Source organism: Sphingomonas sp. J315 (assembly GCF_024666595.1).
Lineage (GTDB): Bacteria > Pseudomonadota > Alphaproteobacteria > Sphingomonadales > Sphingomonadaceae > Sphingomonas.
The window spans coordinates 906,492-921,904 of sequence record NZ_CP088296.1 but is presented as its reverse complement, the minus strand read 5'-3'; the positions used below and the strand labels follow the sequence as shown (position 1 = coordinate 921,904).

Sequence of the window (15,413 nt, the reverse complement as noted above, 5' to 3'; positions counted from 1 at the left end):
TCATCCTTTCGCGAGGCGCTGGGTGTGTGGTGATGCTTCAGGATTTTCGTCGTCCGCCCGGCGACGATGTACGAGGCGATAGAGCGCGGGCAGGACGACCAGCGTCAGCAGCGTCGACGAGATGATCCCGCCGATAACCACTGTTGCCAACGGGCGCTGCACTTCCGAGCCGATCCCGACATTGAGTGCCATCGGGACAAAGCCGAGCGACGCGACCAGCGCCGTCATCAACACCGGTCGCAGGCGGGTCAGCGCCCCTTCGCGGATCGCGTCGTCGAGGCCCATTCCTTCCTCGCGAAGTTGGCGGATGAAACTCAGCATCACCACGCCATTGAGCACCGCGACGCCGGACAGCGCGATGAAGCCCACGCCCGCCGAGATCGAAAACGGGATATCCCGCAACAACAACGCGAGCACGCCTCCGGTCAGCGCCAGCGGCACGCCGGAGAACACGATGCCCGCATCCTTGAGCGAGCCGAACAGCAGGAACAGCAGGCCGAGGATCAGCAGCAACGTCAGCGGTACGACGATCTGGAGCCGTGCCGACGCGGATTGAAGCTGCTCGAATGTGCCACCATAATCGACCCAATAGCCTTCCGGCAGTTCGGCCTGGGCTGCGACCTTTTCCTGGACCTCGGCAATGAACGAGCCGAGGTCGCGACCGCGCACGTTGACGGTGACCACCGCACGCCGCTTGCCATCCTCGCGACTGATCTGGTTTGGACCCGTTGTCTCGCGGATCGTCGCCACTTCGGATAGCGGCACGCTGTCGCGCAGCCCTTCGCCGCCGCCCGGCAGCGGGATCGGCAGCCGGTCGATGATGGAGCGATCCTGCCGCATCGCCTCGGGCAAGCGAACGACGATGTCGAAGCGCCGGTCGCCCTCGAAGATTTGCCCCGCCTCGGTGCCTGCGGTGGCGGCGGACACGACCGACTGGACATCGGCGATGTTGAGTCCCAGCTGGCTCAACCGCTGGCGATCGGGAATGATCTCCAGAAACGGCAGGCCGGTGACCTGCTCGGCCTGAACATCTTGTGCGCCGTCAATCGCTGTGACGATGCCCACGACCCGCTCCGCCGCTGCGGCCAGTTCGTCGAGATCGTCGCCGACGATCTTGATCGCCACGTCCGACCGCACGCCCGCAATCAATTCGTTGAACCGCATCTGGATCGGCTGGATGAACTCATAGCGCGAACCCGGCACGTCGCGTTGAATGCCCGCGTTCATTTCATCGACCAGTTGCGCCTTCGTCTTGCGTGGATCGGGCCATTGGTCGCGGGGCTTCATGATGATGAATGTGTCGGCGACCGAAGGTGGCACCGGATCGGTCGCGACATCGGCGGTGCCGATCTTAGCAAACACGTCCTGCACTTCCGGGAAGCGCTTGATCCTGTTCTCCAGTGCAGATTGCATCTGCACAGCCTGGCTGAGGCTGGTGCCCGGGATGCGTAGCGCGTGCAGTGCGATATCGCCTTCGTCCAGATTGGGGATGAACTCGGATCCCAGCCGTGTCGCCGCGACGCCGCTCAGGGCAACCAGCGCGACCGCGCCTACCAGCACAGCGATGCGCGCCTTCAGCGCCCAGTCGATCAAGGGCGCATACCAGCGTTTGGCCGCCCGGATCGCTGCGCTCTCCTTTTCGCTGACCTTGCCGCTCACGAAAGTTGCCACGGCTGCGGGCACGAAGGTGAGCGACAGGATCGCCGCCGCCGTCAGCGCCAGCACCACCGTGATCGCCATCGGGTGGAACGTCTTCCCCTCCACCCCGGTCAGCGCGAAGATCGGCAGATACACGATCGTGATGATCGCGATGCCGAACAGGCTGGGCCGCACCACTTCGGAGGAAGCCGATGCCGCGATGTCGAACCGCTCTTCCCTGGTCAGCAGCCGTCCAAGCCGATGCTGTGCCTCGCCGAACCGGCGCAAGCAGTTCTCGACGATGATGACGGCACCATCGACGATGAGGCCGAAGTCAAGCGCGCCCAGGCTCATCAGATTGCCCGAAATGTCCCCCGCGACCATGCCGGTGATCGTCATCATGAAGGTGATCGGGATCACCGCCGCCGTAATCAGCGCGGCGCGAATATTGCCGAGCAGCAGGAACAGCACGACGATGACGAGCAGCGCGCCTTCGGCCAGATTCTTTTCGACCGTGCCGATCGTCGCTTCAACCAGCTTTGAGCGGTCATACATGGTGACCGCGACGACCCCGGCGGGAAGCGATTTGTTGACCGTTTCCAGCCGCTCCGCGACCGAGACGCTGACCTCGCGCGCATTCTCGCCGACCAGCATGAAGATAGTGCCGAGCACCACTTCGCGCCCGTCCTTGGTCGCCGCGCCCTGCCGGATTTCCGATCCGATCGAGACATCCGCGACGTCGGCGACCCGCACCGGCGTACCATTGCGCGACGCCACGATGACCCCGGACAGGTCGGCTCGATCGGTCGCCTGCCCCGGCACGCGGATGACATATTGTGCGCCGGATCGTTCGAGATAGCCCGCGCCGACATTGGCGTTGTTCTTCTCCAGCGCCTCGGTCAGTTCGGTGACGCTCAGCCCATAGGCCGACAGTCGCGCTGGAATCGGAGCGATCACGAACTGCTTGCGATAGCCGCCGATCGAGTTGACCTCGGTCACGCCCGGCACGTTGCGCAATTGCGGTCGCACGACCCAGTCGTGCAGCGTACGCAAATCCTGCGCCGTATAGCGCGAACCGTCCGGCTTCACCGCGCCTGGCTTTGCCTCCAGCGTGTACATGAAGATTTCGCCCAGACCCGTCGCGATCGGACCCATTGCCGGTTCGACGGTCGGCGGCAGCGCCTCGCGTGCGCCTTGCAGCCGTTCATTGACCAGCTGCCGCGCGAAATAGATGTCGGTGCCGTCCTTGAAGACGACCGTCACCTGGCTGAGGCCCGCGCGCGAAACCGATCGGGTGAACTCCAGATCGGGCAGGCCGGCCAGCGCCGTTTCCACCGGATAGGTGATGCGCTGTTCCGCTTCCATCGGCGAAAATCCCGGTGCGGGCGTGTTCACCTGCACCTGGACGTTGGTAATGTCGGGAACGGCGTCGATCTTGAGCCGTCCAAACGAGTAGATGCCGATACCGATTAGCAGCAACGCTGCGATCAGAACGGCCCAGCGCTGTCGGATCGACAGCCTTATGATGCGTTCAAGCATGGCCGTGTTCCTCAGTGATCGTGGCTGGCGCCGGATTTTTCGATATCCGCCTTGATGACGTAGCTGCCCTTGGTGACGTAGCTCTGGCCGGGCTTGATGCCGGACTTGACCTCGGTCCACACCGGGCCGCGCGTCCCCAATTCCAGCATCCGCACCTCATAGGTGTCACCGACTTTGGCGAACACGACGGTGAAATCGCGGAATGCCTGCAACCCCTCGGTCTTGACCGCCAGCGGCACCTGACGCTGGTCGACGGTCAGCACGCCCTTGACGCTCATTCCCGGTCGCCAGAACCCGTCCCGGTTGGCGAGCGGCGCGCGGGCAACGAGCGCACCCGTCATGGGATCGGCCACCGGGCGAAAATCGCGGATGGTCGAGCCGATCGTGCGATTGCCCTCAAGCAGGCTGAGTTGAACGGGCGCGCCAGCGCGGACCCGCTCCATGTCGCGCGGAAACACCGGGAAGGCGGCGGTCGTCCGGGATGGGTCGGCGATCACATAGATCGGATCGCTTCCCGCGACATCGCCGGGGTTGGTGCGCCGTTCGGTGATGACGCCGCTGATCGGCGCGGTCACCGAATAGATCTGCATGCTTTCATTGCTCTCGACCCGCGCCAGCACTTGCCCGCGCCGCACGCGATCGCCCACGTTCAACGATGCCGAGACGACGCGGCCAGGGAATTTGGCTCCAACCTCCGCCGTGGCCGAAGGGTCGAGCTCGACCCGTCCGATCAATTCGAGCGCCTCGCCAATCTCTGCGGGTCCGGCATTTTCAAATGCAAGGCCCGCCGCACGGGCGGCGGCGGCGGGCATCGACACGCGGCCTTCGAACGAATCATATTTCCACCGGTGGGTGCGCCCGCCTTCGCGCGCGACGACAGTCACGTCGAAGCTGTGCGGCTCGACCACCCGGCCATCACCGCGCAGATAATCCGCCTCCGGTTTGAAGGCGAAGCGGTTGACCTCGCCGTCCAGCCTTCCCAGCGCGACCGATAGCTGTACTTCGCCCGGTGCGACCGGCTTGTCGTCGCGATAGGCATAGATGCGAAATTCGGGCGGCACGCCATCCTCGAAAATCGTCATCTCGACCGCGAAATTCCCGTCGCGCAGCATGCGGCCATTATGCGGCCCGCGTTCATAATCGGCGGCGGGTGCGCCCTCCGCTTCGGACGCCGTGTTCTCGGTTGCAGATTCGCCGCCACACGCGATCAGCGGCAACGGCAGGATAAGCGCTGCGGCGAGCGCGGCGTGGATGCGGGCCATCAGAAATCCCCCTTGGCGAGTTCGGTGAAGCGGCCGGTCAGTCGGTCGAGTTCGACCCTGGCCTCATGGTGACGGCGCACGGCATCGACCATCCGGGCGCGGGCATTGGCGAGCGTCGTTTGCGCCGCCGACACATCGACATAGCTGAAGAATCCGCGATTATAGCCGACGCGGACCTCCATCAGAGTGAGGTCGGCGTTCGGAATGACCTGATCGCGGATCGCCTCCGCCTCATGCGCGGTTTCCTCGACCTTCTCGACGGCCAGCGCGATCGTCCGTTCGCGGGTGAAGCGCTCAACCGCCAGATCGGCCTCGACCCGCCGTCGGTCGGCCTGGGCTTCGGCTAATCGTGCGTCTGATATGCGACGTCCTCCCAGCGGCAATGAGACGCCAGCGACCAGTGCGACATCACCGGTGCCAATGAAGCGCGGTCCCGCAGAGATTGTGGGATCGCGCTTGGCATTCGCGACCTGAAGGTTGATCGCTGCATCAGCACGCGCGCCGCGCGCCACAAAAACGGCAAGGTCCGCCGGGGCTGCCCCCGCCGCGCCGACGGGCTCGTGCTTGAACGACAGAAAGTCGCTGGTCGGGACCGATAGACCAGCCGATGCACCGCCCCACATTGCCGCCAGTCGCTTCAGCGCGGCGTCGCGGGCGTGAATCGCAAGTTCCACATCGACGCTGGCTTCGGACACACTGGTGGTCGCGCGCATTCCGGCGAACAGCGGGTCTTTGGCTGAAGCGACGCGGCGCTTCACTTCGGCCTCGACCATCCGGGCCATCGTCAGCCGCTGCCTGGCGATACCGATCTGCGCCTCGGTCGCCTGTACCTCGACATAAAGACGCTGGACCTGTGCAATGACGTCTAGCCGAACGACGATCGCCTCAGCGCGCGTCACGTCCATATCGCGATCGACGACGGCAACGCGCGCTTCGCGCTTGCCGCCGCGTTCGATGCGCTGGCTGTAGGTGGCAGTGACCTGAAACTGATCATAGAGGTCGCCGCTCGGAATGCCGAAGTTTTCAGTCGTGACTTCGATCGTCGGTTGCGGACCCAGTCCGGCGGCGGTGCGCGCGGCGGTCTGCGCCTCGATCCGGGCGGCGGTGGAGGCGGTTTGCGGTGCGGCGGCAAGCGTGCGCCGGATTGCGTCGTCGAGCGTCAGCGGCTGTGCCTGAGCCAGCGCTGCCGATGGCAGACAGACAGCCACGACAAGCGCGGCCCTGAACGGGGAATGCATCTGAAATCTCCTGATCCTATCGGTCAGCGGCGCGCGCGAACGCAGGCCGCGGGACGGCTAGGGTCAGGCTGACGGTGGTTCGGGGAGTGGTTCCAGCGTTGTCGAGCGCAGACGGGCGTCATCGAGGGGCTGCCGCCGGACTTTGTCGCTGGCGCTCGCAAGCAGGCTTATTGAGCTGCCCGGGACACCATCAGCGGCGACGTGAGTATGATAGCCCGATCCCTGCGTTGCCTTGTCCAGATCGTTCGACCGGTCGGGGGCTGCATCAGTCTGAGCAGATTGCGCGTCAACGGCCGCAGGATCGTCATTGTGATGATCGTGGTGGTCGGCATCGACCGCACGAACATGCTCATGCGTCGAACCGTCAAGATGAGGCACGGCCGCGCCCATCGGCCCGTGCGAAAGCGCCAGGACGAGAATGAGCAAGGCTGACAGGATGCGCCCCATATACCGGCCCGTAGCATCCTGGGCGAAGCGGGGCAATCGGCGACTAGTGCCAAAAATCTCGACGGAGTCTTCGAATGTGGTTCGCGGGTTCGCGAGCAGCAACCCAAGCCATCCAAGCAAAGGTGATAAGATCTACCAAGGCGGGCATTTGGCGCGCATTCAACCGACCCTGCCGGAGTTGCTTCTTCGAGTCAGGCTGTTAGTCTGCTCGGGTGCCGCGAGGGCGGCGCCGAGGCTTGAGAACCTCGCTTGGGAAGAATGACCCGCCATCGACGCGGCCGGGTGGCCGACGCGCATGTCCAAGCCGCTTGCGGCCAAAGGCGTCGGCGCACGACTCAAGCGTGCTTCTCAACACCCGGCTTCCGCCGGCGTCGCCTCGAAACGGGCGAGTCGGCGATGGATATTGGACTGATCAGATTTTTTCGGGCGAGTGGTCCGCCATACCCTCGGGATCGGGTATCGCGATGCGCCTGATCCCCGATGTTTTGAACGCATTGACCTCGCCTCGCCTGGCCGAGGGCGATCCATTGCCGCCCGATAATCGGGTCGCGGCCGGATCGGTCCTGGCGCTGAACGACTTGTACCAGACTCAGGCGCCGCGGCTGCATCGCTACTTCGCGCGCCGGACGGATCGGCAGGATGTGGGAGATCTGGTGCAGGAGAGCTTCGCCCGGCTCGTCGATGCGTCGGCGACGAAGGACCGGACGATCGAGCAACCCGAAGCCTATCTCAACCGTATCGCGACGAACCTGCTTCGCAGTCGCGCGAGGACCGCCTTGCAGCGATCGCTCGCCCAGCACGTCCCTGCGGATGAGGAATCGCTCGCCGGGCCAGACATGATCGCGGCGCTGGAGGCGCGTGATCTACTCAACCGGCTCCAAGGCGCCCTGATGCGGCTTAATCCGAAGACCCGCGAGATATTCCTGGCCCACCGCGTCGATGGCGTCAGCTATAGCGATATCGCCAAGCGGATGGGATTGAGCGTAAAAGGCGTCGAATGGCACATGACGAAGGCAATCGCGCGTCTCGACCACGTGCTGAGGTCGCGTTGACATCCGAGGCCGGGGAGGCACCCAGCCCGGACGATACCATCCGGGCGACCGCTGTCACCTGGCTGGCGCGTCTGCGCGCGCCTGACAGCGCGGACCATCATGAGGATTTCGAGGCCTGGTACGCCGCCGATCCGCGACATGCCGACATCTATGACGAGGTTCTCGCAAACTGGGAGAACATGGCCCTGGCGGCGCAGACGCCTGCCGCTGAACCGGCGCGGCGCCAAACTGCCCGGGCTGTGGATCGGCGCCGCCCGACATTGGCCTTCGCAGCGGCGGCGGCTGTCCTCCTTGTCATCTTTGCAGGCATCGGCATGTCGCGGCTCGATGGGCCTTGGTCGAGGGCAGTCGAGCCGACCGAGATCGCCAGCCGGCTCGGTGAGATCCGCACCACCACGCTTTCCGATGGCTCGCGCGTGACGCTCGACACCGACAGCCTGCTCCTGGTGGCCTATACGGATGGCGAACGAAGATTGTTGCTTCGTCGGGGGCGTGCTCGTTTCGACGTGGCGCATGACACGGCGCGGCCGTTCGTTGTCCAGTCGGATGGCGGCTTAATCATTGCGCACGGAACCTTGTTCGATGTCGAACAGCAGGCACGGCGGATGACCGTGTCGCTCCTGCGCGGATCGGTCGAGGTCCGCACAGCCGTGACTTGGACAGGCGAAACGGTCGGCAAGGGCCGATTGCTGCGTCCTGGCCAGCAGCTTGCACTCGAGCCGCAAACCCCGGCTGGATCGCCGGTGCCGCTTCGGGAGTCGGACATGCGGTGGACCTCGGGCATGCTGTCCTTCGAGGACGCACCGCTCGCGCAGGTGGTGGCAGCCACGAACCGCTACAATGACCAACAGATCCGGCTGGCGGACCCCAAGTTGGGCGCGTTGCGGTTCACCGGCACCTTCGCCGCAACAAAGCCCCGTGAGCTTGCCCAAATGCTGGCGGCAACCTTCAATCTTGACGTCGCGCTCGCCGATCGCGGCACCCTCATCCTGTCTCGGCGTCGATAGCCGAAAAAAATTCCCAGGGTAGGCGACGCCCCTGGTGTCGAAGCCCCCAAGCGATGCCACGTCGGCGTCGCGCAGGGGCACTTGACGATGACAATATTGCGCAACGCGGCGTTCGCGACTTCGATTTCGACATGCACAGCCGCCTTGATCCTGGGTTCGGCCCCGGCATCGGCGCAAGCCTCCGGGCGACAGACCTACCGTCTTCCGGCACAATCACTGGCTGAATCGCTACGCGCAGTCGCCATTGCATCCGGCCGTAGCATCATCGCGCCTTCCATCCTGGTCAACGGCAAGGACGCGCCTGCCCTGGACGGGGATCACACCGCCGAAGAGGCGCTGAATGCCCTGCTTGCCGGCTCGGGTCTGCGCTATCGCGTCATCGCTACGGGTCTGATCATCGAGCGGGATTCCGCTTCGCGGGAGACTGCGCAACAGGCAGGCGAGTCTGAGGTCGTTGTGACCGGCAGCCGTATTCGCGGAGCGCCGGTGGCGTCTCCGGTCGTCCGGCTGGACCAGCAAGCAATACGCGATGCCGGCCAGTCGGACCTTGGCGAGGTCGCACGCAGCGTGCCGCAAAGTTATGGCGGCGGGCAGAATCCGGGCGTGGGCTTCAATGTCCCTTCCAGCACCGGCGGAAATGTCGGCGGGGGATCGTCGTTCAACCTGCGCGGACTTGGCAGCGACGCAACGCTGACGATCCTTAACGGCCGCCGCCTCCCTTATGATTCGGCGCGGCAAGGCGTCGATGTCTCGGCGATTCCCCTGGCGGCGGTCGACCGCATCGAAATCGTCGCCGACGGCGCTTCGGCGCTCTATGGCTCTGACGCCGTTGGCGGGGTGGTCAACGTCGTCCTCAAGCGCGATTTCGACGGGATCGAGACACGCGCGCGCATCGGCGGCTCGACCGAGGGCGGCAATTTCCAGCAGCAATATGGCGCGATCGCGGGCGGTCGCTGGGACAGCGGCAGCGCCTTCATCACCTATGAATATGCCGACAACACCGCGATCAGCGCGGCCGACCGCGATTATGCCGCCTCGCGTCCCGGCATCACGCTGCTCCCCGCGAGCACGCGCCATGCCGTTACCGCCAGCGGTCATCAACGACTGACGGACGCCCTCTCGATCGAGGCCGACGCGCTCTATAATCACCGCACCAGTGCGACGACATATCCGCTCAATTTTGCGGGCGACCTTGCAGTCAGCCGAACGACGCAAAGCTTCGAGGCCGAATCCCACGCGCTGGCCGCCAGCCTGCGCTGGTCACTGGACCTGTGGCGGGTGAATCTCACCGGCAGCTTTGGTGAAAGCAGCACGGCCTTTCGGGGAGACACCTTCGTCAACAATGCCTTCGCCAGCACCGCTGGGGGACGCTACGACAATCGCTCGACCACCGGCGAACTCTCCGCCGACGGACCCCTGATCGCGCTTCCGGGCGGGCCGGCAAAACTCGCGCTGGGGGCGGGTGTGCGGTTCAACGATTTCGCGCTGTTTCGCGGCGCGGGCGCGATCCAGAACATCGATGCCTCGCAGGACATCTTCTACGCCTATGGCGAATTGAGCTTGCCAGTCATTTCGCCCGATCAGCAGATTCCGCTGATCCGGCACCTCAACCTGAGCGGTGCGATCCGCTATGAGCGCTATCGTGGCGTAGCCGACGTCGTCACCCCAAAATTGGGGATCGTCTATTCGCCATCGGACAGCCTCGATCTGAAGGCGACCTGGGGCCGGTCGTTCCGCGCACCCAGCTTCATCCAGCAATATCAGGTCGGGCAGGCACTGCTCTATCCGGTCACGAGTTTCGGCGGCGTTGGCTATCCGTCCGGTTCATCCGCGCTGTTACGGGCGGGGGGCAATCCGGCGCTCAAGCCAGAGAAGGCGAGGAGCTGGTCAGCGACGATCGCACTCCATCCGCCTTCGCTTGCGGGCGCGACGCTTGAGCTGAGCTATTTCTCGACGCGCTATGTGGATCGCATCGTCAATCCGATCCTGCTGCTCTCGCAGGCATTGTCCAACCCGATTTATCGCGACCAGATCACCCTCAACCCGACGCCGGGCCAGCAGGCTGCGCTCATCGCCGGTGCGGACCAGTTCATCAACGCCACGGGCTCAACCTATGATCCGGCGCGGGTCGTCGCGATCATCGACAGCGCGAACATCAATGCGGGGCGACAGTCGATCCACGGTGTCGATGCGCTGCTACGTTATCGGATGGCGGTTGCGCGCGGCTCCATCGAGATGAGCCTCAACGCGAGTTATCTCGACAGCGAGCAACAGCTCGCGCCCGCCCAGCCGGTTCAACCACTGGCCGGCAGGCTGTTCAATCCGCCGCAATGGCGCGCGCGCGGAATGATCCGCTGGGATAACGGACCGCTGGGCATTGCGGCGACGGTCAGCCATATCGGCGAGGTCCGCGACACGCGCCCGGCGACCGCAGTCCGTATCGGCGGAATGACCACTGTCGACATCTCGGGGCGGTACCGGTTCGCCAACGCTGCGGGACCGCTGGCCGGGATCGAATTGTCGCTGTCCGTCCAGAACATCTTCGACGAGACGCCGACGACGATCGCGACGTCGGTTTATTACGATACGCCCTACGACTCGACCAACTATTCGCCGGTCGGACGCTTCATCGCCGTCGGGCTGTCGAAGAAATGGTAGTGGCCGTACCCGGACATCGGCGACGTGTGCTGACCACTGCCGCTGCGCTCCTGCTGCCGTTGATAGCCGAGGCGCGATGCGACCTGTTGCCGCGCCAGCAAGCTGTCGATCAGCCGCAGCGGCTTGTCGCACCCGAGGATCTCGTGCGACTGCGCGACATCGGACTGCCGGACGGATCGATCCTCGGATGGCCAAGCCCACTTGGTCTCTCGCCCGATGGAACACGCGCCGCTTTTGTCATCAGCCGGGCGGACCTTGACACCAACCGCTACTGTCGCGGCCTCGCGGTGATCGACATCAAGCCCGCCGCAGCGCCGAGGCTCCTCGATGAAGGCGGGGACCCGATCCTGTCCGTTGGCGTCTATCGCGGTCTCTTCGCCCGGACCGGCTTCCCACAGGTCGTAACGCCTTTATGGTCGCCCGATGGCCGCTGGATCGCCTATCTGCGGCGAGATCGAGGAACGACGCAGCTTTGGCTTGTGGCTTTGGCGGGCGGACCGGGCCGTCCGCTCACCCGCTCGGCGGTCGATGTCGAGCGGTTCGCCTGGCTTTCAGATGGCACTGGGCTGGTCTTCGCAAGCCGCCCCGGAACGCTTGCCGAGCGTTCGGCGGCGGATCGCGAAGCGCGTCGCGGCTTCCATTACGACGAACGTTTCGTACCGAGCATGGGAAACGGCCCGCAGCCCAGCGCATCGACGCCGCTTGAGTATTTCAAGATCGGGTTGGCGGATCGCGAACTGTCCCCGGCCAGCGCGAGCGAGCGGGAGCGCATCAGTGCCGAGGGTGTGCCGGGCGTCCCGCCCGATCCGCGGGCGGACGCACCGGACGGGCGGCGCGCCTGGACCGAACGGCAATCGTCCTCGCCGCTCGGGCCGCTCGTCCTGCGGGCAACCGCCGCCTCCGGTGCGACCGTCACCTGCCCGCCGAGTGCGTGTTTGGGCAAGATCGTCGGGATGTGGTGGCTTCCAGGCGGCGGGCCGCTGTTGTTCCTTCAGCGCGAAGGCTGGGCACGCGGCGAGATGGCGCTTTATCGCTGGACGCCGGGTGCCGGACCGCCAAAGCGCGTTTTCGCCACGACGGATATCCTCGACGGCTGCTTGCTCTTCGCCGCACAACTGGTCTGCACACGCGAGGCAGCGACGGTGCCCCGGCGCCTCGTCATCCTCGACCCCCGCACCGGGCAATCGCGCCTCCTTTACGATCCGAACCCGGAATTCTCGCGACTTCGCCTTGGCCGCGTGGTCCGACTGTTCTGGAAGAATGACCTTGGCCTCGAAGCGCGCGGCGACCTCGTGCTTCCCCCCGGCTACCGTCCGGGCACGCGCCTCCCGCTGATCGTGACGCAATATTTCAGCAACGGGTTCCTGCGCGGCGCGACTGGCGACGAATATCCGATCCATGCCTTTGCCGCGCGCGGCTTTGCCGTGCTCAGCATCGAGCGCCCTCCCTTCTTCGCGGCAGCCAATCCGGCCCTCAAGACCTATGAGGATCTCAACGCTGCCAACGCCCGCGGCTGGAGCGAGCGCCGCAGCCTGTTGTCGGCCGTCACGAAGGGCGTGCAGCGGGTGATCGATCTGGGGATCGCCGATCCCGCGCGGATCGGCATCACCGGTCTTAGCGACGGCGCGAGCACGGTGGCGTTCGCGCTCATCAACACCGACCGGTTTGCGGCGGCGGCGATGAGCTCATGCTGCATCGAACCCTGGACCGTGATGACGGTCGTCGGTCCCGCCTATGCCGATCGCATGCGCGCGCTCGGCTACCCGCCGGCTACGGCATCGGATCGATCCTTCTGGGCACCGGCCTCGATCGCCCAGAATGCGGCGGCGATCGACACGCCTTTGCTCATGCAACTGGCGGACGATGAATATCTGACGAGCTTGGAGGCGTTCACCGCGCTGCGCGAGCATGGCAAGCCGGTCGACATGTACGTCTTTCCGGGCGAGCATCATATCAAATGGCAGCCCGCGCATCGTCTGGCCATCTACGCGCGCAACCTCGACTGGTTCGGCTTCTGGCTCGCCGGGCGCATCGACCCCGACCCAGAAAAGCGCGAAGAATTCGCACGCTGGCAGGCAATGCGCGATCGCCGCGATCGGGCGCGCATCAAGCAATAGATGCTGTCCAGTTCGCCGCCCAGGCCTCGACATCGGCCAGTCGCATGATGCGGCGATAATCCGCACCGACAGCCGGGCGCGGATCGGCCAGCACCTGCTCGACGGCCTGTGCATCGAGAATGCCTTCCGCGCGCAGCCTGCCGTCCAGCAGCATCGCGCGAAGCATAGGCCGGTTCAGTTCGAACAGTTCGGCGACGAAGCTGTCGGGCGATCCCTTTGACGACCGCCTGAGCGTTTCGTTGGGCAGCATCCCTTCGAATGCCTCGCGAGCGACGGCGCGATTCCTGCCTTCGGCGAACCACCACCAACTGGGCACGCGAAGGCAAACCTCGACCACCGGCTGGGCAACGAGCGGGGAAGCGCTGGCCAGCGCCCGGGGTTCACCCACCTCCGCCCAGCTTTGCGCCGCAACGACCATCGCAATATGCGCCGCCGTGCCGGGCGTGCTGCCGCGCGGGGGCTCGAGCCAGGGGTGCGCGGCCGCCACGCTCGCGCCGAATTGCGCTGCCCGGCTCAGAAAGCGCAATTCCGGCGACCAGCGATAGGCCGCCGAGCGGAAATAGGCACGACGGACAGCGCGCAGTAGCACGTTGGACACGCTTGTCTGCGCCAGCCCTGCCATCGTGCCCGCCACAGCCAGCGTCCTGCGGAAGGGCTCGCCGTGCAGCATCGCGTCGGCAACGGGTGCGACCGATTGCAGTGCGCAAAGACATTGTCGCCGCCGCCGCCGTCGATGATCAGGTCGGCACCCGCTCGGGCAGCGGCGGCACTCGTCAAATGATCGGACGCTTGCATGAAACTGCGCGCAGACGGATTGGGCATGTCTGCGGCAGCCGAGCGTGTGACATCGACGTCGCGCACGTCCCACTGCGCCACGAGGAGCTCCACGCCCAGCGCGTCGGCGACGAGCCTCGCATAGTCGCGCTCGTCGCCGATCGCACCCGCGCTTGCCAGGTTCAGACAGCTGAACGGACGCTCGAGCGCCGAGAGCGAGGCCGCAACGATCGACGAATCGAGTCCGCCGGACAGCAGGAGCAGCGGATGTGTAGCGCGCGAAACGGTCGAGCGGACGGCATTCAGAACAGCCTGTTGGACGGCCTCCACGGCGAGGGCGCGACTGGCCACCGATCCGCAGCGCTCGGCCTGCTTCCAGGGCGTCCAGATTCGGTCGAGCGCGATCTTGCCATCTGCCAGGGTCATGCGATCGCCGCCCAGTAATTCCTCCACCCCGATGAGGCAGGTCGCAGCGCGGCGCAGGTCGCGCATGGCGAGATGCGACGCGACCTGATCCCAGGCCACGCCTTGCGGCGTCCAGCCTGCCTCCGCGAGCAACCCCAAGTCGGAGGCGACCAGTAGGGCGGCGCCGAGGCGCGTCATCAGACAAGACAACGCACCGAACGGCGCGCGCACCACCGACCATTGCCGCGCGCGGGCGCCGCGCACGAATGCGACGTAGCTTCCCCAGAACTCTTGGGTCAGTGTGCTGCCATTCGACACGGGGATCGCGTGCTTCCAGCCGCCATCGAGACTTTTCACCCGCGCGCCGGTGCTTCTTGAGTAAAGCTGACCGAGAACCGCCCCCTCGTCGCGTCCGACCGGGAGCGTCGGCAGATCGTTCGTCGCGATCAGCAGCAAGTCGGGCTGATCGACGACAATGCCGAGGTCGGCGCGACGGTTGCAGAGCGCGCGAACACGGTTTGCCGCGACGGCTCCATCGGGCGAGTCGGCACCGAGGACGGCGAGATATTGCCCCGCCATCACACGACCAGGATGGGGGTGAACAAGCGCACAGCATCGAGCTGGTCGTTCACGACCACATCGCCCAACTGCACCCAGCAATGCGCCTGGAAAGGATGCAGCTTCACGCCCAGGATGAGGTCGGGCGTTGCCCCGAGGCTGGCGAGCTGCCAGGCGACCGCGAGCGAGGTCGCGAGGCATTGGTCATGCGCGGATACGAGCATTCCGGCGCGACGATAGGCCGCAGCGAGCCGCGAGATCTGAGCCACAGACAATTCCACGCCCGCTCTCGACGATTTTCGCTCCTGCACCCGATCCAGCACCGCCTTGAGCGGGCGTGCGCGAAGCCAGACCCGACTTGCCGCGCGGCGGGTGAGTGCCCCGAGCACGCTCGTCCGGCTGACGATCTGGTTGCTCTCGTGCAGCGACCCGCGCGGCGGGGCCGGCGGGACACACGCAACCGGGCGCGTGTCGTCGGCAGCCTCGCGGAGCAGGCCATCTCGCAGCGCCGCCGCGACCCACACGGGCGAACCTCCGGCGGTCACATCGAGAAATGCCTGGTCCGCGGCCGGACTCAGGCAGAAATATCGATCGCGGGGCAAGTCGAGGAACACGAAGCGGCCGTCGACACGGCAGAATGTCAGTCCCTTGCGCAGAGCATAGCCTGTCATTTTCGCGAATAGCGAAACGGCGCGCAGCCAAGGCTGCGCGCCGTCGC

The 15,413-nt window shown here is 65.5% G+C and carries 11 protein-coding genes; 4 read left to right on the top strand and 7 right to left on the bottom strand.

Going from position 1 to position 15,413, the window contains the following annotated elements; genetic code table 11:
- The 4 genes from LRS08_RS04910 to LRS08_RS04895 form a co-directional block, all read right to left on the bottom strand.
- A complete protein-coding gene (locus tag LRS08_RS04910; protein WP_257844687.1) occupies nt 1-3,177 on the bottom strand; it encodes an efflux RND transporter permease subunit in 3,177 nt (1,058 codons plus the stop codon).
- Nucleotides 3,178-3,188: 11 nt separating this feature from the next.
- A complete protein-coding gene (locus LRS08_RS04905) occupies nt 3,189-4,439 on the bottom strand; it encodes an efflux RND transporter periplasmic adaptor subunit (RefSeq protein WP_224921293.1) in 1,251 nt (416 codons plus the stop codon).
- Nucleotides 4,439-5,647 carry a TolC family protein gene (locus LRS08_RS04900; RefSeq protein WP_224921294.1) on the bottom strand — a complete coding sequence of 403 codons (1,209 nt, stop codon included), beginning with the start codon at nt 5,645-5,647 and terminating at the stop codon, nt 4,439-4,441. Before LRS08_RS04900 ends, LRS08_RS04905 begins: the two co-directional genes overlap by 1 nt.
- 93 nt (nt 5,648-5,740) lie before the next feature.
- A complete protein-coding gene (locus tag LRS08_RS04895) occupies nt 5,741-6,124 on the bottom strand; it encodes a hypothetical protein (RefSeq protein ID WP_224921295.1) in 384 nt (127 codons plus the stop codon).
- A 464-nt stretch (nt 6,125-6,588) separates the two neighbouring features.
- Here LRS08_RS04895 and LRS08_RS04890 point away from each other — a divergent pair, with 464 nt between their 5' ends.
- The 4 genes from LRS08_RS04890 (at nt 6,589) to LRS08_RS04875 (ending at nt 12,958) form a co-directional block, all read left to right on the top strand.
- Nucleotides 6,589-7,176: an RNA polymerase sigma factor gene (locus LRS08_RS04890; RefSeq protein WP_224921296.1), complete on the top strand. Its 588-nt coding sequence runs from the start codon at nt 6,589-6,591 to the stop codon at nt 7,174-7,176.
- The gene (locus LRS08_RS04885) at nt 7,122-8,183 is read left to right on the top strand and encodes a FecR domain-containing protein (protein WP_260481394.1); all 1,062 of its coding nucleotides are present in this window, start codon (nt 7,122-7,124) and stop codon (nt 8,181-8,183) included. The genes LRS08_RS04890 and LRS08_RS04885 overlap by 55 nt, the downstream gene beginning before the upstream one ends.
- 144 nt (nt 8,184-8,327) lie before the next feature.
- The gene (locus LRS08_RS04880) at nt 8,328-10,841 is read left to right on the top strand and encodes a TonB-dependent receptor (protein WP_257844690.1); all 2,514 of its coding nucleotides are present in this window, start codon (nt 8,328-8,330) and stop codon (nt 10,839-10,841) included.
- Complete coding sequence (locus tag LRS08_RS04875; RefSeq protein ID WP_409456275.1) at nt 10,835-12,958, top strand: Atxe2 family lasso peptide isopeptidase; 2,124 nt, start codon at nt 10,835-10,837, stop codon at nt 12,956-12,958. Before LRS08_RS04880 ends, LRS08_RS04875 begins: the two co-directional genes overlap by 7 nt.
- Here LRS08_RS04875 and LRS08_RS04870 read toward each other — a convergent pair.
- The 3 genes from LRS08_RS04870 to LRS08_RS04860 are packed head-to-tail and all read right to left on the bottom strand — an operon-like array spanning nt 12,948 to nt 15,366.
- Complete coding sequence (locus tag LRS08_RS04870) at nt 12,948-13,556, bottom strand: asparagine synthase-related protein (RefSeq protein ID WP_257844693.1); 609 nt, start codon at nt 13,554-13,556, stop codon at nt 12,948-12,950. The genes LRS08_RS04875 and LRS08_RS04870 overlap by 11 nt on opposite strands.
- Nucleotides 13,472-14,716, bottom strand: a complete 1,245-nt coding sequence (locus LRS08_RS04865; RefSeq protein WP_257844694.1) for an asparagine synthase-related protein — start codon at nt 14,714-14,716, stop codon at nt 13,472-13,474. The genes LRS08_RS04870 and LRS08_RS04865 overlap by 85 nt, the downstream gene beginning before the upstream one ends.
- The gene (locus LRS08_RS04860; protein WP_257844695.1) at nt 14,716-15,366 is read right to left on the bottom strand and encodes a lasso peptide biosynthesis B2 protein; all 651 of its coding nucleotides are present in this window, start codon (nt 15,364-15,366) and stop codon (nt 14,716-14,718) included. Before LRS08_RS04860 ends, LRS08_RS04865 begins: the two co-directional genes overlap by 1 nt.
- Between the last annotated feature and the right edge of the window lie 47 nt (nt 15,367-15,413).